The sequence below is a fragment of the Salmonella sp. SJTUF15581 genome, assembly GCF_043356775.1.
Classification (GTDB): Bacteria; Pseudomonadota; Gammaproteobacteria; order Enterobacterales; family Enterobacteriaceae; genus Salmonella; species Salmonella enterica.
In genome coordinates, this window is sequence record NZ_JBEUJY010000007.1 from 158447 (window position 1) to 176380 (window position 17934).

The window sequence follows — 17934 nt, forward strand, 5'->3', positions numbered from 1 at the left end:
ATCAAGCTCCCTCATTAAGGGTAATTCCGGAAAAATTAATAATTCTCATTAACTTTAAATTAAATGAAATTCATAATTTATTCTGAAGAGTTGTTAACGTATTAATTCAAAATTAACCGCAGCAACCTGACCGGACTCATCCATTACGACAAGTTGATAACGTCCAGCGATATTGAGTAATAAAGAAAGGCGATTATTTTCGCCATTAACAGGTTCGCCATTTAAAAACCACCAGCGACGCCCTTTGCCGCCGGTAGTCGAGACGGGCAGCGTGACATTTTCCTGGCCTGGCAATTGCCTGATCACCGCGCCATCCCTCACTCCTGACAGCATTAACGGCGCGGCATCACTGCCCTGTAGCGGCGGACAGTGGTCGGACGCCGCGGGCAAGCGGGCGCTACGTCTTTCCGCAGGCGGCAGCCACGGCTCCAGCGGCCGCGGCCAGACGATAAACGTATGCGCACGCGCCTGCGGACAGTCGGCAGCGACACGCCGCCCCGTATCATCCAGCCAGACCGGGAAACGAATACCGTTGATGTCCTCCTGCTCAGGTAATAGCAGCGTGGGCGGCTGGCTGTCATCGAGCAGCCATGTCGCCAGTCGGCGGCGACAGTTGCTGTCTCCGGCAGGCAGAGTCTGTCCGCCCGGCCAGCAAATGACGCCGCGGCTTACCGTCTGCGGACGCGGATCTTCCGGCAGGCGTCCCGTATGCGCCAGTAACAGATTATTGACCTGGTTAAGCAATGGCACCGCGCTGGCAAAACCAAATTGCCCCACCACAGGCGTGCCGTCGGGTCTGCCTGTCCAGATGCCGATGATATAGCGCGCGTTAACGCCAATAGCCCACGCATCGCGATAGCCGTAACTGGTGCCGGTTTTCCACGCCAACGGCACAATGCGCGGCAGCGCGTTATCCGGCAAGGGTTGCGCTTCATCCGCCATAATCCGTCGAATGATCCACGCCGCTCCCGGCGACATTAATGGTCTTTCCGACAGCGGATCGTCCGGCTGTAACCGTAGTTTCGCCGCTTTCCCATGACGAGCGAACGCGCTGTATGCCGCCGCCATCTCGTCAAGCCGCGCGCCCGCGCCGCCCAGAATCAGCGAAAGATTGGGCGCCGCGCCAGCAGGCAAATATAGCGGCAGGCCGACGTTACGCAGTTTTGCCGCAAATCGTTTCGGCCCATAGGCTTCAAGCACCTGAACGGCAGGCAGATTCAGCGAGCGTACCAGCGCGTCGCTCATGCTGACCGGGCCGTGAAATCCGCTGTCGAAGTTTCCCGGGCGGTAATCTCCGGTGCGGCGCGGAACGTCCTGTAATAATGATGCGGGATGGATCAAGCCGTCATCCAGCGCCAGACCATACACAAAGGGTTTGAGTACCGATCCCGGCGATCGGATCGCCGTTACCATGTCGACATGACCAAAACGGCTGTCGTCATTAAGGTCTACCGATCCGACCCAGCCGCGCACGCTCATATCGGTATGATCGACAACGATCATCGCCAACGAACTGCGTGCAGGCAGCCGCCCTTTCCATGCCCGCGCCAGATCTTCCAGTTGCCGCTGCAATCCGGCGTCCAGCGTGGTCACAATTTTGTCGTTCTGGCTTTTACTCAACATCATTCGGGCAAAAAGCGGCGCCAGTTGCGGCATTTGACGCGGCGCCAGCCAGACCGGCTCTTCACGCGACTCGCGTACCGTTTCGGCAGGCCAGACGCCCTGCGCCGCCATCCGATCCAGCACTTTATTTCGTGCCGCTTCGGCTCTCGCAGGCCAGCGGTCGGGGCGTAACCGGCTCGGCGCCTGCGGCAATACGGCCAGCAGCGCCGCGTCAGCGTAGCTCAGGCGCGCGGGCGGCTTGCCGAAGTAGGCCCAGCTTGCAGCGCCAATACCCTGTAGCGTGCCGCCGAACGGCGCGCGGTTCAGGTACAGCGTCAGGATATCGCGCTTGGACAAATGCCATTCAAGCTGGAGGGCGCGCCAAAGCTGGCGGATTTTACCGCCGAACGTGCGCGAATGCGGGTCCAGCAGTCTCGCCACCTGCATAGTCAGCGTACTGCCGCCGGAAATAACGCGCCCGGCGGTAAGATCCTGCCATGCCGCGCGCGCGACGGAGAAAGGGTTAACGCCAGGGTGCCGCCAGAACCAGCGATCTTCGTAATTGATTAGGGCCTCCAGGTAGCGGGGAGAGACCTCTTCAATCGTCACCGGATAACGCCAGATCCCCCCGGCGTCGGCAAAGCGCCACAGCGGCGTACCGTCATGGGCTACCACGACCCGCGCAGGATGGACCTCATTGAGCGGCAGCGGCCAGAGTTTATCCGCTGCCCATAACGCCAGGAAAATAAAAAGCGGCGCGCCCGCCAGCCACAGCCAGCGGCCACGTTTACCACGCCAACCGTTCATTTAAGGCGTCACAATCAGCAGCCCCTCGCTCGCGCCGGTTGCCCGCCACTGAGGCACGTACATCGATTCCACCTGCGGTTGCGCAAGCTGGTACGTCCCCGGCGTTACCGCGCGCGCCAGGTAGACCAGCGTCACGGGCTGGCCCTCATTGACAACGACGGCAGCCACAAACCGATCGTCGCGGAATTCCATATACTGAATATCCGCCTGCTGCATCTGATTAAGCAGATTTTGCACTTCGCTACCGCTCTCCGGCAGGCTGGCGCTGCTGTCAGCCAGATTCTGGTTTTCCAGCTCCAGCCCGGCCGGGAGCAGGTCCACCACCAGCGCATCCGGCACATTGCGATCGGCCACTACCGTTAACCAGACCAGCACCAGTTCGCCGCTACGCAACGAGGACAGCGATTTGCGCTGACCATCGGTCCCCAGTATTTGTCGTTCAATCTGCAAAACGTTGCTGGCAGGCTCAGGCGCAGATGAGGGATAGCCGCTGCTATCCAGACGCAGCCATAGCGGCTGGCTACCGGTGTTCGTCACCTCAAGGGCGGCCAGCTGGTCAGCATCCAGATTACGGGTCAGCGCCTTGTCGCCCGCCAGCGGCTGCGCCTCTAAAGAGGTCTGCGCCTGCCAGGCGCCCGCGCTGGCCTGTCGCGAATGCGCGGCGAGGAACAAGGCATTGTTCTCCTGGGTAGAGAGCCAGCGCTGACCGAAGGCCTGCTCAGAAAGCGAGCTTAATAGCGCGTTTTGCGCGTCCGGTCTGAGGTTGTTCTCTTCCAGTAACGACAACATCAGAGCGTTATCGCGCAGAGAACTGCCGTAATCCGCTATCCATTGCCGTTCGTCCTGACGCGGCGTATTCAGAGCCAGCGTAATGGCCTCTTCGCCGCGTCTGGCATCACCCATCGTGTTTAACGCGATGCCCAATTGCATCAGCGGCAGTCCTGAAGCCGCCTGACTACGGCGCTCCCAGATTTCGCGCAGCGCGCCGAGCGGCGCTTTCTGCTGACGCGCCAGTACCAGCGCGGCGTAAGCCTGAGCGGCAAAAGTACTGGCCTGGGTATTATCGCTATAACGAATCAGCATCAGCATCGTGCCGGGATCCTGCAGATAGCGCAGCAGTCGCTCATTGCCCCGGTTAATGGCCTCCGGCGGGACGCTATATCCCTGCTCGCCCGCGCGAATGAGGAAATCCATCGCGTAGGCCGTTAGCCAGGGCTCTTCCGCCCCATTTTCATCCCATAGCGCAAAACCGCCGTTATCACGCTGCATCTGTAGTATGCGGGAGATGCCGATATCCACCGCGGCGCGCCGTTTTTCATCGCTATCGCCGGTAATACCGAGCGACTGCAATTGAGCGGCATTGGTATACAGCGCCGGGAATAACCCGCTGGTGGTTTGTTCCAGGCACCCGTACGGATATGCTTTCAGCTCGCGAATGTAGCGCGCCAGATTGAGCGGCGGTTTTCCGCTTAACAGCAGTTGTCCCTGTAACGTGGCTGGCGAGACGTTTGCCAGATGCTGCTCTGGTACATGCCAGCTCTCTCCCGGCGCCAGCGCAATGCCGCTATTTACCGTTTGGGCAGGCCAGGCCGGACGCACGCCGATTTGCCACTGCTTATGCTGCGCGCCGAGGGTTTCTCCCGGCAGATTCAGACCGCTAATGGTCGCCTGGATTTCGCCTTCGCCAAAACCTTCCAGCGCGCGTACCGGAACGAATAAGGTGGTGCGCACGCCCGGCGCCAGGTTGACCGGTTGCGGCTGCTGGCTAAGCAGTTCCAGTAACCCACTGGCGGCGAGCGCAATATTCAGCGTCTGCGGGCGGTCGGTCAGATTGGTGACGTCCAGCACCAGTCGCGAAACATCCCCTCCCGCCAGAAAACGCGGCATATTCAGCTCGGCAATCACTGGCGCGGCGACAACGACTTTGCTTTCGCCGCGACCAAAATCGTCCGCTGTCCATGCCTGCGCCATAACCCGCAGTTCGCCGTTAAAGTCGCCAATCGGCAGCGTTACGACCCCTTCGCCCTGCTCATTGAGCGTGATCGGCTGCGCCTGCTGCGCGATGATATTGACATGGTTTACCGGCGGTTTTCCGCCGCGCTTAAGGTCGTCGCCATCGCCGCCAAAACGCAACGCCGCCAGCCGCCCCTGCCCTTCAATGACCTGGCCGTAAATATCGTAGATATCCGCACCGTAGCGTTTTTGACCGAAGAACGCCTGCCACGGGTCCGGCGTCGCGTAATCGGTGATATTCAATACGCCGCTATCGACCGCGGAGACCAGCACGTTGATCTGTTTTGGCATTTCGCCGTGTTTAACGCTGGCTTTCACCCTGACGGTGAGCGGCTGATTCGGGCGCATTTTAGCCGGGCTTTCCAGCGCCAGATCGAGGCGGCGGTTTTCATCCCCCAGCGGTAGGTGTAGTAACCCCACGGCGCGTTTTGGCGTCGCGGAACGAGATTTATCGCCGGGACGCACCACCAGCGTACTGAGATAGAGATCGTGGCGATTCCAGGTTTTATCCACCGGAATCGTGAGCTCCAGCCCCTGCGCCGGCACGTCGATCGCCTGCCACCACAGCGGACCATCGCTGGACTCCACCATCGCATAACCTTTACCGGCGACCGGCGCGGCGATATGCAATTTCATGGTGTCGCCTGGACGATAATTCGCTTTATCCAGTTTGAGGGTGACGCGATCCGGACGCGCCGCGCCGCTACCGTCGCTGTTATCCTGCCAGCTATAGCCGGCCCAGAAACGAACGCTGCTGACCGTCTCATTCGGCGCTTTGACCTCCAGACGGTACGCGCCCCATTCCACCGGGAAGCTGACTTTTCCGGTTTCATCCGCGTTCAGATCCAGCGTCTGCTCACCCTCCACCAGATCTTTTTGATCAAACTGCGACTGCCAGCCTTCGCTTTCCGACCAGTTCCAGTAATAGTCGCGACGCTCGCGGATGAGCCGCACCTGTAAACCGGACACCGCTTTTTTCTCGCCCTGCGCGTTGGCGTAAACAATATCGAATGCGGCGTTGCTGTCTTCGTCGACAATCGGTTGATTAACGGTGGTATCCGTACGGTAGTCGTATACCGCTTTGGCGGCGAACTGTGGACGAATTCCCGGTAACGTATCGGCAGGCCAAATCGCCTGCTCTACGCGACGAGTGACCGGACGACCGCCAGACTCCAGCAGGCTGGCCTGTAGAATTACCTGCAGCGGCGAATGCGCTTCTTGCCACTGGCTGGCAGCACTCACTTCACCACGTCCGCCTTTATCCAACGTCAGTTGAACTTCGTCCAGGCTGCGCGAAAGATTCTCTTCAGCAATATTGCCGAACTGGAAGCCAGGCAACGCCGCGACAGCGTCGCGCAGCGGACGCAGGAAAAGTTGCCCTTGCAGGGTATTGCCGTTAGCAGGCGCGCCATACAAGTAATAGCCGACAACGGAGAATTTCACCTCATCCGCAGGCGCCAGCGGTGTTTTTTGCGCCGTCAGGTTGAGCGCCATCCGCTCCGGCATAAAGTCTTCCACGTGGAAATCCCAACTCCGCAGCAAATTATCGCCGGTGTTGGCGCGGACATGCCACAAGCCGGTCGGCGCGTTGATATCCAGCGGATAATTCAAACGGTATAGCCCGTTTTCCGGCTGGCTGACGACGGTACGCATCACCTGTCCGTCTGGTTTTACCACTTCCAGCTTAACGGGTTGATCGGGCAGCGTTTTACCGTCGCTATCGCGCAGTAATCCGTTGAGGATAACCGTTTCGCCCGGTCGGTAGAGATCGCGCGGGCCGAACATAAAGAACTGCTTGCTGTAGCCGGGCGCGCCAGCGACATTAAATTCCGACAGATCCAGAGCCGGAAGCGTGAGATCGAGCAGCGTGGTCTGCTCCTCTTTACGCGCCAGTAATAGCGCCGCCGCTTTATCAGCTTCCAGTTGCACATGTCCCTGCGCGTCGCTCGTCGCCTGCGCCAGCGTCTGCCCTTTATCATTCAGAAGAACGATCTCAATTCCCGACTGCGCCGCGCCGTTTTCCAGGCTTTGCGTAAAGATATCCAGCCGATTATGGTAACGGTGCGCGGACACGCCGATATCGCTAAGGGTAAACAACGTAGCGGCATTACTATAGTTGTAGTGTCCAGCCTGATTCATTACCGCCACATATACGCCCGCCTGTTGCAGCGGCTTAATATCGCTTAATGGCAGCAGCAGCTTCTCACGCGTATTGCGCGCCGGATTAAGATCAAAACGACCGGTATAAACCAGATCCGCCATTTTCAGCAGATGGTCGGACTCCCAGTTAGAGAGAGAACTACGGTACTCCCACTGGCTGACAAATGACGCCAGCGATCCGGGCTTAACGCGGAAAAAGTTCACATCAACGTGGTTGACGTTAAGCGCCATGACCGGCAGTCCTTCCGCGATTTTCCCCGGTAGCAGCGATCCCCGGCTGGCAAAGCCGACGCTGGGCTGGACATCACGCGTGGTAATCGTTTTTTCATAAGACTTGCCGAAGGTGGCGTTATTCAGCGCCTTAACGGCGGGATCAACCGTGACCACCAGCACGCGCTCAGGTTCCAGATGACGTAACCTTAGCTCTTTTAAATTTGGCGCCAGCTCCCATGCGCCGTCAACGCTGCCGCTTTTCTTATCAACCACGTGAACCACACGGGAGAAATCCTGTTCAGGATCTAAAGGAATTGAAAACGTCAGCACCAGCGTCGCCGCGCCGTCGAGCTGCGCTTCGGAGGCGTCTAATAGCGTGAGCGCTTTGCCCTGGCTTTGCTGCGCCAGCTTTTGTAGCTGTGACGGGTCTTGCGCGGGCGAGGGCTGCGCTACGGCTGGCGCTTCGCTTTTAGTCGTCGGGGCGGTTTTATCGTTGTTATCGCATCCCGCCAGCGCCAGCATGATCATGCAGGCCACCACGCGTAAATGTTTCATCTTTCATCCCTGGCCTTAACGGCCTGTCAGCAACGGTTGATGAGATATTATGCGCGAGAAATTTTATTGTGTAAGTCCGTATTGCTGTGATGATGCGAAAATTTTACGCAGAAATGTGGTTTCGCCAGCCAAAACAGCCTCTTCTACTTGTCCCTTTTCGGGAAACGTCCGACAATTTGACCATAACCAGGTAACAATGGAGATGCCCATGACCACCGCCTTTTTTGTCGCCGCCGACTGGCTTGCCGAACATATTGATGATCCGGAAATACAAATTCTTGACGCCCGTATGGCGCCGCCAGGACAGGAACATCGTGATATGGCGGGCGAATATCGCGCCGGACATATTCCCGGCGCGCTGTTTTTTGATATTGAAGCGCTTTCCGATCGCGCATCGCCGTTGCCGCATATGATGCCGCGCCCGGAAGCGTTTGCGGTGGCCATGCGTGAACTGGGTGTTCGTCAGGATAAACACCTGGTCATATACGATGAAGGCAATCTGTTCTCCGCTCCGCGGGCATGGTGGATGCTGCGCACGTTCGGTGCCGAGAAAGTGTCCATTCTGGCGGGCGGACTGGCGGGCTGGCAGCGCGACGAATGGCTATTGCGCGAAGGCGAGGAAGCGCATGAAGGAGGCGAGTTTGAGGCGAAATTCATGCCGCAAGCCGTGGTGCGCCTCACCGACGTATTGCTGGCAAGCCATGAAAAAACCGCGCAAATCGTTGACGCGCGTCCGGCGGCGCGTTTTAACGCTCAGGCTGATGAACCGCGTCCGGGGCTGAGGCGCGGACACATTCCTGGCGCGCTAAACGTTCCGTGGACGGAACTGGTGTATGAGGGCGAATTAAAGACCACTGACGAACTGAATGAGGTTTTTTTCAGCCACGGCGTGAGTTTCGACAGACCGATTATCGCCAGCTGCGGTTCCGGCGTGACGGCCGCGGTCGTGGTGCTGGCGCTCGCCACGCTGGATGTGCCTGACGTCACGCTTTACGACGGCGCGTGGAGCGAATGGGGCGCGCGTACCGATTTACCGGTTGAACCCGCTTAATATCTGCCATGCCGGATGGCGCTCACGCTTATCCGGCCTACCGTTCAGGCTGATGTAAAACGATCTACAGACATTGTTTTTATTCAGCTCTTTTCCACTGTCCTGCAAACGGGCATTATTTTCTCTTAATAAAATCCTATTTTTTATCGGTAAATACTTTACGCCGGGTATAAGGAGTATCATCACCGCTGTTTTGGTTTTCACCGGAAAATAACTCCTGTAAAGATAATTTTTAAGGATGGAAAATGGATATTTTACTCGCTAATTTAATTGAGTTGGTTAAAAAGGTTAACCGTAATAAGGTACCTACTCCTATGTCTGCCGAGGAAATAAGTCGTCTGCGAGTGCGTAAGTATCGCGATCCGCAAAATACGGAAACCACTGAGTTACCTGAAAGCCTGAAGGCGCTACTGGCCTACGACCGCGATCTACTTAGCAATTATAATATGCCTGTGATTGAAACATTACAAAGATCTATTGATAAAGAGGGAGTAATACATTCTTACTCTCCTGATGAAGAGGCGTATTACGGCGCTGGCATGGATAGCTCAGGTATTGATATTGAAGATCTGATGCCTGTCTGGAGTAACGATCCCCGTCTTCCGGCATTAATTCGTATCGATCATGTCGGCGATCAGGCCATTTTTATCTATATCACAGAACGGGATGCCAACGGCGAATACCCTATTGCCCGCATGGAACGTAATGAATTCTGGCTGGCGGAGTCTTCTCTGGTGGAATATCTCTATAATATTATTTCGGGCGCTAAAGACATTGGCTTTACCGAAGAGGATTTACATCTTCCGCAATGGAAGGCACAGCAAAAAATGAATGAACAACGCGATGCCGCTTTACTTGACCTGGAGGATTATCATGAGGAGTTTTGGGCAAAACTGGACGCGCTCGTCGATTAATCGACATGATGTCGGGTGGCGCTCACGCTTATCCGGCCTACCGTTCAGGCTGATTTAAAACGAATCTACATAAATTCGGTTTAAGCAGGCCACAAAAAAACCGCTCAGTTGAGCGGTTTTTTTGTGCTGGTCCGGTTCGCGGCCTTTCCAGCAGGCTTTGTTGCCATAGCAACGCAGGCACACCGTAGGGGATTAATACTCCCTTTTAAGGGAGCAAATGTCAATATGATTTACCGGGAAACTATTCAACATTTGAGGTATTATCTTTCCCGGCCCTTTCCGCCGTCTCGCAAACGGGCGCTGGCTTCAGGAGAGGATAACCCATGGCCGTAAGCGCAGGCACACCGTAGTGCCTGCTATCACGGCATTATCGCCAGCGGTGCTGCCGTGATGCGGTCTTCGCAAGGACTGCAACATGAAGGTACGATGCTTTTGTGTCGTGCTTCTTGTTTCTGGCACGTTGTGTCTTCACGCAGACAGAAGCCACCCAGGTAGTTCTGTTCCCGTAACGCTCAACGTCCAGAGCAGGTAAGCCAGGAGGCCGCCCTGTTGGGCGGCTTTCTTTTCTTCAGATGATGCGGTTCTGTTTAAAATCGCGCAGGAACCCGCCCCAGCGGCGCTCGTAGAACGGCGCGATATGCTCGGTGATAAAGTGGCTGATACCCTGCTCGCCCTTCCTCACCTGACAAATATCGATCGGTTCGTCACCCGGTAACGTGTCGGTCGCCACATTGCCCGCTGCGTGAATGATCTCTTCAATTTCGCCGTCAGCCTCAATGCCAATCAGCAGATTGGGTTGGGCGTCCGCATGTTCTTTAATCGCGCAGAGAAATGCGCGTTTCACCGGTTTGATGGTTTTAAACAGCGTAATGAGGGAATCAATCATCTGCGACGGCGGCTCGGCCACTTCGGATAAAATAAGCGACTCGCCGCCTTCCAGCACTTCCTGCGTACTTAACGGACTGCCTTCCTCAGCGAGAAGCAGGCTGATTTCACGCGGCATAAACTCTTTGCCGGTCGGCAATTTAGCGTTGAGGAATAGCGTTTCGCCAAGCGTCATTTCAAACAGCGTGCGCGCCGGCATCACCACAAATGCATGTTCGTCTTCCACGGCCTGCTGCAGCGCCTCCAGAGAAGTAAAGAAGGGAATGACGGTCGTGCCGTCTTCTTTTTCCCAGTGCTGCAAATCCAGAGCGCTGTCTTCCACTATCGCCTCGCCTTCGGCAGCGCTGCCCGGCACCCAGACGGTGGACTCCAGTAAGGTACGGAAAAATGCCGGACGATGCGCGGGCTCAGTCGCCGCTTTCTCCAGCAAGATTTCTAATTCATTTTTAGTTTCGGACATAGGAATCACAAATTATGTATATGGGTTGTAGGCCTGATAAGACGCACGGCGTCGCCATCAGGCAAAATGCCGGGTGGCGCTTCGCTTACCCGGCCTACAAAAACACCGTTCAGGCGGTCAGCAAATTCGCGATGGTGCGCACACCCAGACCGGTTGCCCCGGCAGCCCACTGCTCAACCGGCGCTTTGCGATAAGTGGCGGAACAGTCAATGTGCAGCCAGCCTTCGCGGTAATTTTCAACAAAGTGCGACAGAAAACCCGCGGCGGTGCTTGCCCCAGCGGGATACGCCGCGCTGCCGGTGTTGTTCAGTTCCGCAAAGTTAGACGGCAGCTGGTTACGGTGAAACTCCGCCAGCGGCAGACGCCAGAACGGTTCATTCTCTTGCGCCGCGCTGGTCAGCAAGCGCCCCGCCAGCGTATCGTCAAAACTGAATAGCGCATGGTAGTCGTTACCCAGCGCCGTTTTCGCCGCGCCGGTTAACGTCGCCATATCAATGATTAGCTGCGGGTGTTGCGCGCTGGCGTCAATCAGGCCATCCGCCAGTACCAGTCGCCCTTCCGCATCGGTATTCATGACTTCGACATTCTTACCATTACGGTAGCGAATAATATCGCCCAGTTTAAACGCATTGCCGCTGATCAGATTATCGGCGCAGCACAGGAACAGTTTTACGCGTTTATTCAGCCCACGGGTAATGGCGAACGCCAGCGCGCCCGTTACTGTCGCCGCGCCGCCCATATCGGATTTCATTGAGTCCATAAAAGCGCTTTGTTTGATACTGTAGCCGCCGGAGTCAAAGGTGATACCTTTACCGACCAGGCAGGCATAAACCGGCGCATCTTTGTCTCCCGTCGGGTTGTAATCCAGCGCCAGCAGCACCGGCGGACGCTCAGAACCACGGCCTACGGTATGCAGCCCCATATAGTTCTGCTCGCGCAGATCTTCGCCTTTGGTGATACGGTAAGTGACGCTATCGCACGCGACGCTGCACAGCAGATCCACCGCGCGCTGCGCCAGTTGCTCCGGCCCAAGCTCTTCCGCCGGAGCATTAATGGTGTCGCGCACCCAGTCAATAATGGTCAGGCGGTTATCCAGTTCCTGACGTTGGGCATCGTCTAAATCCGGCCACATTACGGTACGGACGCCTTTTGGTCCTTTGTAACCCGCCCAGAATGCCCAACAACGCTCGATATCCCATCCTTCGCCTGTCAGCGCGACCTGTTTTATTCCCAGGCCGTCGATTTTACGCGCCGCACGCTGGATCAACCCCAGATCGTCTTTACCGTTAAGATGCAAGGTAATACCGTCGTTATTAATACTGTAAGTGGCTTTATCGCCCCAGCGCGCATCGGCAGGCTGCGTGGAAAGCGTAATTTTCATGGCTTCTGTCATTGTTATTTTCCTTATTAGCAAACGGGCCGCCGTAGGGCAGCCCGTTATTTGACTTACTCTGCTTCATCCAACCAGACTAGCAGAATCGCCTCCAGAATTTTTTCATTGGATGCGTTAGGGTCGTCGTCAAAATCGTCCAGTTCGCAGATCCACTGATGCAGATCGGTGAAACGAACGGTTTTAGGATCGACATCAGGATATGCGTCGTATAACGCTTCGCCGATCTCGCGGCTATCGGTCCACTTGAGTCCCATACTACCCTCTGTTAATGCTCACGCGCATGGTTGATTGTGTAACGTGGAATTTCGATAACCAGATCGTCGTCGGTAACGCGGGCCTGGCAGCTCAGTCGACTTTCCGGCTCCAGCCCCCACGCTTTATCCAGCATATCGTCTTCTTCTTCCGAACTTTCCGGCAAGGAGTCGAAGCCTTCACGTACAATACAGTGACAGGTGGTGCAGGCGCACGATTTCTCACAGGCGTGTTCAATCTCGATGCCGTTGCGCAGCGCAACGTCAAGAATGGTTTCACCGGTCTCAGCTTCCAGAACTGCGCCATCCGGACAAAGATCCTGATGAGGCAGAATAACAATCTTCGGCATGTTAAACCTCGTCTACGGAATGGCCTTTCAACGCGCGACGAACCGACTGGTCCATGCGGCGAGCGGCAAATTCCTGGGTTTGTTTATCTACGTTTTTAATGGCTTGTTCTATGGCGTCAACATCATCGCCTTGTGCGACCGCGCTTAAATGTGCGGCGGCATCATCAATGCATTGACGTTCTGCGGCGCTTAACAGCGCGGCGTCGGCAGTTAGCGCGCCGGTCAAACTTTCCAGCACGCGCGCGGCTTCGACTTTTTGCTCCGCCAGCATACGCGCTTTCACGTCCTGCTCGGCAAAACTCATGGAATCCTTGATCATCGAGGCGATTTCGCCATCGGTCAGGCCATAGGAAGGTTTGACCTGAATGGAGGCCTCGACGCCGGTGGATTTTTCCATTGCGGTGACGCTCAACAGGCCATCGGCGTCTACCTGGAAGGTCACGCGAATATGCGCCCCGCCCGCCGGCAGCGGCGGAATCCCGCGCAGCGCAAAGCGCGCCAGCGAGCGGCAGTCCTGCACCAGTTCGCGTTCGCCCTGCATCACATGGATAGACATCGCGGTCTGGCCGTCTTTGAAGGTGGTGAAATCCTGCGCGCGCGCCACCGGGATAGTGGTGTTGCGCGGAATGACTTTTTCCACCAGGCCGCCCATCGTTTCCAGCCCAAGAGAGAGTGGAATCACGTCCAGCAGCAGCATTTCGCTGTCCGGCTTGTTGCCGACCAGAATATCGGCCTGAATCGCTGCGCCGATAGCGACCACTTTATCCGGGTCGATAGCGGTTAACGGTGTGCGGCCAAAAAATTCGCCCACCCGCTCACGAACCAGCGGCACACGGGTCGAACCGCCGACCATGACCACTTCCAGAACGTCCTGGGGCTCAACGCCGGCATCTTTCAATGCGCGACGGCAGGCCAATAGCGTGCGCTTAACCAGCGCGGAAATGAGATCGTTAAATTGCTCGCGAGTGATCTCCCCCTGCCAGCCCGCAACGTTAACGCGAACGGTATCGGCATCGCTTAAGGCAATTTTCGCCGCAATCGCGGCATCCAGCAGTTCGCGCTGAACGCGATTGTCGCTACGATCGGCAATCCCCGCCTGCTCGCGAATATAGTCCGCCAGCAGATGGTCAAAGTCATCGCCGCCGAGCGCAGAATCACCGCCCGTCGCCAGCACTTCAAACACCCCGCGGCTCAGGCGTAAAATAGAGATATCGAAGGTACCGCCGCCGAGATCGTAAACAGCAATAACGCCTTCTTTGCCTGAGTCCAGACCGTAGGCAATCGCCGCTGCCGTCGGTTCGTTGAGCAGGCGCAGTACATGCAGGCCTGCCAGCCGCGCGGCGTCTTTCGTTCCCTGACGTTGGGCATCATCGAAATAGGCGGGAACGGTAATCACCACACCATCCAGCTCGCCGGAGAGCGATTCGCTAGCCCGCGCGGCCAGAGCTTTGAGAATATCAGCCGATACGCGTACCGGATTGAGCAATCCAGCCGCCGTGTCAATCATCGGCAGTCCATTAACGCTTGCCTTAAACCGGTAAGGCAGATGCGGATAGCGCGCCTGGATATCCGCCAGCGAGCGTCCCATCATGCGTTTCACAGAGCTGATAGTGTTGGCCGTATCCTGCGCGGCATTGTCACGCGCAGCGTAACCGACCGTATGGCCCTGCTGCTGATAGTGAACCACTGAAGGCAACAGGTGGCGCCCTTCGTGGTCAGGCAGAGTTTCCGCCTGGCCGCTGCGAACCGTCGCAACCAGAGAGTTGGTAGTGCCTAAGTCGATGCCCGCCGCCAGACGACGCTGATGCGGCGCGGCGCTCAAACCAGGCTCACTAATTTGTAATAAGGCCATGTTAGATTCCAGTTAAAAATCGAGCAGCTTTTCTTCGAGTTGTTCTGCGCTGCTTCGCAGTTTATCGAGAAACCGCAGTTTGCGCACCGTATCCGCCGCCGTGTCCCACGCGGCGTTGTCCAACTGTTCCACCATTTGCTGAAGACGAGCATCAAACATCTTTTGTACGCGTTTGATGAAGCTTTCCAGCCGCACGTCGTCTTTTGATTGCTCGATATCGTCCAGCTCTTCGCGAAGCGTGAGTTGTTCCATCAGAAACGCGGTGTCGCGTACCGTATGTTGCTCACTGGCCAGATCGAACCCGTGTAAGGAAAGCAGATACTCCGCGCGCGTCAAAGGGTGACGCAGCGTTTGCCAGGCCTGGTTGATCGTGGCGGATTGCTGGACGGCGGCAAGCTGCTGCGCCTGGGTGCCGTTGGCAAATTTGTCAGGGTGATACTGGCGTTGCAGATCCTGAAAACGAAGGCTCAGCGCCTGGGTGTCAATCTGATAACGGGCTGGTAAGCCAAAGAGGGTGAAGTAATCCATAACATTCTCAGGGATAGCCTGTCAGAACAAACCCCACACGCAGGCGACCACGGTGGGGTTATACCTTCTTACTTCGCGCCGCAGATGCGTTGTCTGCGCGGGTTCCCCCAGTCATTTACTCAAGTAAGCGCCTGGGGATTCACTCGCTTGCCGCTTTTCTGCAGCACGAATGCTCGGTATAACAGCGGAACACGGTTACACGTGGAAGCTTTCGCCGCAACCACATTCATCTTTCACATTCGGGTTGGAGAATTTAAACCCTTCGTTCAGACCTTCTTTTACGAAGTCCAGCTGTGTACCGTCCAGAAATTGCAGGCTCTTGCCGTCAACCACTACCTTAACGCCTTTGTCTTCAAACACGGTGTCTTCCGCCGTTGGCTCGTCAACAAATTCCAGTACATAAGCCATACCTGAGCAGCCGGAGGTTCTCACGCCCAGACGCAGACCAAACCCTTTACCACGGTTGGCCAGGAAGGTATTAACTCGCGCTGCTGCACTGTCGCTAAGTGTAATCGACATAACAAAACCTCAATGTTAACGTTCTATTTTATTTCGCTTCGCGTTTGCTTTTGTAATCCGCAATAGCGGCTTTAATCGCGTCTTCCGCCAGAATAGAGCAGTGAATTTTCACCGGCGGCAGCTCCAGTTCGTCTGCAATGTCGGTGTTTTTAATCGCCTGCGCTTCGTCCAGGGATTTCCCTTTCACCCACTCCGTTACCAGAGAACTGGAGGCAATAGCGGAACCGCAGCCGTAAGTCTTGAAGCGCGCGTCTTCAATGATACCTTCATCGTTAACTTTAATCTGCAACTTCATGACGTCGCCGCAGGCCGGAGCGCCAACCATGCCGCTTCCCACGTTATCGTCGTTGTTGTCAAACGACCCTACGTTACGCGGGTTCTCATAGTGATCGATTACTTTTTCGCTGTAAGCCATTATAAATTCTCCTGATTCCGATACCGATTAATGATGTGCCCATTCGATGCTGTTCAGATCCACACCCTGCTTGTACATTTCCCACAGTGGAGAAAGGTCACGCAGACGGCCAATGGATTTACGTACCAGATCAATGGTGTAGTCGATCTCTTCTTCAGTGGTAAAACGACCTAAAGAGAAACGGATAGAGCTATGCGCCAGCTCGTCATTCATGCCCAACGCGCGCAGCACGTAGGACGGTTCCAGACTGGCGGAGGTGCAGGCGGAACCGGAAGAGACCGCCAGGTCTTTCAGCGCCATGATCAGCGACTCGCCTTCAACGTAGTTAAAGCTCACGTTGAGAATGTTTGGCGCGCCCTGCTCAAGGTCGCCGTTCAGGTAAACTTCTTCAATATCTTTGATGCCGTTCCACAGACGGTTACGCAGACCGCGCAGACGGGCCATTTCGGTCTCCATCTCTTCTTTCGCGATACGGTAAGCTTCGCCCATGCCGACGATCTGGTGGACAGGCAGAGTACCAGAGCGCATACCGCGTTCGTGCCCGCCGCCATGCATCTGCGCTTCAATGCGAATACGCGGCTTACGACGCACATACAGCGCGCCAATGCCTTTTGGGCCATAAATTTTATGACCGGAGAAGGACATCAGATCCACTTTCAGTTGGCTCAGGTCGATAGGCAGTTTGCCCACGCTCTGGGTGGCGTCAACGTGGTAGATGATACCGCGCGCGCGGCACATTTCGCCGATGGTCGCGATATCCTGCACCACGCCGATTTCGTTGTTCACGTGCATGATGGAAACCAGAATGGTGTCGTCACGCATCGCTGCTTCGAGCTCGTTGAGATCGATGATGCCGTTGCGCTGCGGCGCCAGGTAGGTCACTTCAAACCCTTCGCGCTCAAGCTGACGGCAGGTGTCCAGCACCGCTTTGTGCTCGGTCTTGCTGGTGATGATGTGCTTGCCTTTTTTCTGATAAAAGTTGGCAGCGCCTTTGATCGCCAGGTTATCGGACTCCGTCGCCCCTGAGGTAAAGACGATTTCACGCGGGTCGGCGCCGACCAGTTCAGCAATCTGGTTGCGGGCGATATCGACGGCTTCTTCAGCCTGCCAGCCGAAACGGTGTGAACGAGACGCCGGGTTCCCAAAGGTTCCGTCCAGGGTCAGAAACTGCATCATTTTCTCGGCAACACGCGGGTCCACCGGCGTGGTTGCGGAGTAGTCGAGATAAATCGGTAATTTCATTGCTCTTAAACTCCGTACATCACTCAATGCAAGGAATCAGGCAACCGGCTGGATGTACGACCGTGTTGACGGGACGTCCGCGTCCCGGCCTGATTCTGAATTCTTTTTTACGCTTCATCCTTCAGACGACCGCGGCATTCACCGCATGAGGCCGCCAGAAGAGATGGCGTAATATTTTAATTAAGCGCGTAATTTAACGTCGATAGCGTCCTGCGCACGACCACTGGCGCGCGGCGCGTCATGCGTGTGCTGGCGACCAGACACATCCAGAACTTCCTGGTTATTCACCAGCTCGCCTAAGGTAATATTGTTGAGAAAACCGGTCAGACGATCGCTTAAATCACGCCACAGCGCATGGGTCAGGCATTTATCGCCGCCCTGGCAGCCGCCTTTGCCCTGGCAACGGGTCGCGTCAACGGATTCATCAACCGCGCTGATCACTTCGCCGACCGCGATACTGCCAGCATCTTTACCCAGCAGATAACCGCCGCCCGGCCCGCGTACGCTGGAAACCAGACCGTTTTTACGTAAACGGGAAAATAGCTGTTCCAGATAAGAAAGGGAAATCCCCTGACGTTCAGAAATATCAGCCAACGGTACCGGGCCCGCTTCGGAGTTGAGCGCAACGTCTAACATTGCGGTCACGGCATAACGCCCTTTAGATGTCAGTCTCATGTCTTACTTAACCTCAAACTCGCCCCTGCCCGGGGTTTTTTATTGTAAA

The 17934-nt window shown here is 56.2% G+C and carries 16 protein-coding genes; 3 read left to right on the top strand and 13 right to left on the bottom strand.

Translation table 11 applies throughout. The annotated features are described in order from the left end of the window. Positions 1 to 93 precede the first annotated feature (93 nt). Complete coding sequence (gene pbpC, locus ABVN36_RS14320; RefSeq protein ID WP_023137821.1) at positions 94 to 2409, bottom strand: peptidoglycan glycosyltransferase PbpC; 2316 nt, start codon at positions 2407 to 2409, stop codon at positions 94 to 96. Continuing rightward, positions 2410 to 7350: an alpha-2-macroglobulin gene (locus tag ABVN36_RS14325; RefSeq protein ID WP_023137822.1), complete on the bottom strand. Its 4941-nt coding sequence runs from the start codon at positions 7348 to 7350 to the stop codon at positions 2410 to 2412. Between the two features lie 208 nt (positions 7351 to 7558). Here ABVN36_RS14325 and sseA point away from each other — a divergent pair, with 208 nt between their 5' ends. Then, positions 7559 to 8401, top strand: a complete 843-nt coding sequence (gene sseA / locus ABVN36_RS14330) for a 3-mercaptopyruvate sulfurtransferase (RefSeq protein ID WP_000205246.1) — start codon at positions 7559 to 7561, stop codon at positions 8399 to 8401. On the opposite strand, the gene ABVN36_RS14335 is transcribed toward sseA, so the two are convergent. Beyond that, positions 8381 to 8605, bottom strand: a complete 225-nt coding sequence (locus ABVN36_RS14335) for a hypothetical protein (protein ID WP_012535673.1) — start codon at positions 8603 to 8605, stop codon at positions 8381 to 8383. The two genes, sseA and ABVN36_RS14335, sit on opposite strands and share 21 nt — an antisense overlap. A 41-nt stretch (positions 8606 to 8646) precedes the next feature. Between ABVN36_RS14335 and ABVN36_RS14340 the strand changes: the two genes are divergently transcribed. Together ABVN36_RS14340 and timP are read left to right on the top strand one after the other, a co-directional pair. Continuing rightward, complete coding sequence (locus tag ABVN36_RS14340) at positions 8647 to 9315, top strand: DUF5066 family protein (protein ID WP_023137823.1); 669 nt, start codon at positions 8647 to 8649, stop codon at positions 9313 to 9315. Between the two features lie 415 nt (positions 9316 to 9730). Further along, positions 9731 to 9847 (top strand): small toxic inner membrane protein TimP, encoded by a 117-nt coding sequence (timP, locus tag ABVN36_RS14345; protein ID WP_242618368.1) that lies wholly within the window; start codon positions 9731 to 9733, stop codon positions 9845 to 9847. 36 nt (positions 9848 to 9883) lie between these two features. Here the strand turns inward: timP and sseB are convergent, their stop codons facing one another. From sseB to iscR, 10 genes are all read right to left on the bottom strand, one after another. Further along, the gene (gene sseB, locus ABVN36_RS14350; protein ID WP_162623947.1) at positions 9884 to 10660 is read right to left on the bottom strand and encodes an enhanced serine sensitivity protein SseB; all 777 of its coding nucleotides are present in this window, start codon (positions 10658 to 10660) and stop codon (positions 9884 to 9886) included. Positions 10661 to 10769: 109 nt separating this feature from the next. Next, positions 10770 to 12053, bottom strand: a complete 1284-nt coding sequence (gene pepB / locus ABVN36_RS14355; RefSeq protein WP_000133536.1) for an aminopeptidase PepB — start codon at positions 12051 to 12053, stop codon at positions 10770 to 10772. A 53-nt stretch (positions 12054 to 12106) separates the two neighbouring features. After that, complete coding sequence (gene iscX, locus ABVN36_RS14360; protein WP_000523621.1) at positions 12107 to 12307, bottom strand: Fe-S cluster assembly protein IscX; 201 nt, start codon at positions 12305 to 12307, stop codon at positions 12107 to 12109. An 11-nt stretch (positions 12308 to 12318) separates the two neighbouring features. Beyond that, positions 12319 to 12654: an ISC system 2Fe-2S type ferredoxin gene (gene fdx, locus ABVN36_RS14365; protein WP_001124466.1), complete on the bottom strand. Its 336-nt coding sequence runs from the start codon at positions 12652 to 12654 to the stop codon at positions 12319 to 12321. A 1-nt stretch (position 12655) separates the two neighbouring features. Beyond that, complete coding sequence (gene hscA / locus ABVN36_RS14370) at positions 12656 to 14506, bottom strand: Fe-S protein assembly chaperone HscA (RefSeq protein ID WP_001196653.1); 1851 nt, start codon at positions 14504 to 14506, stop codon at positions 12656 to 12658. Between the two features lie 12 nt (positions 14507 to 14518). Next, entirely contained in the window at positions 14519 to 15034 is a 516-nt protein-coding gene (gene hscB, locus ABVN36_RS14375) for a co-chaperone HscB (protein ID WP_023138116.1), read from the bottom strand. 195 nt (positions 15035 to 15229) lie between these two features. Further along, positions 15230 to 15553: an iron-sulfur cluster assembly protein IscA gene (gene iscA / locus ABVN36_RS14380; protein ID WP_000028952.1), complete on the bottom strand. Its 324-nt coding sequence runs from the start codon at positions 15551 to 15553 to the stop codon at positions 15230 to 15232. A 28-nt stretch (positions 15554 to 15581) separates the two neighbouring features. Further along, the gene (gene iscU / locus ABVN36_RS14385; RefSeq protein ID WP_000331704.1) at positions 15582 to 15968 is read right to left on the bottom strand and encodes a Fe-S cluster assembly scaffold IscU; all 387 of its coding nucleotides are present in this window, start codon (positions 15966 to 15968) and stop codon (positions 15582 to 15584) included. A gap of 27 nt (positions 15969 to 15995) precedes the next feature. Further along, positions 15996 to 17210 carry a cysteine desulfurase gene (gene iscS / locus ABVN36_RS14390; RefSeq protein ID WP_000775263.1) on the bottom strand — a complete coding sequence of 405 codons (1215 nt, stop codon included), beginning with the start codon at positions 17208 to 17210 and terminating at the stop codon, positions 15996 to 15998. A 180-nt stretch (positions 17211 to 17390) separates the two neighbouring features. Next, the gene (gene iscR, locus ABVN36_RS14395) at positions 17391 to 17885 is read right to left on the bottom strand and encodes a Fe-S cluster assembly transcriptional regulator IscR (protein ID WP_001241346.1); all 495 of its coding nucleotides are present in this window, start codon (positions 17883 to 17885) and stop codon (positions 17391 to 17393) included. Positions 17886 to 17934: the final 49 nt, after the last annotated feature.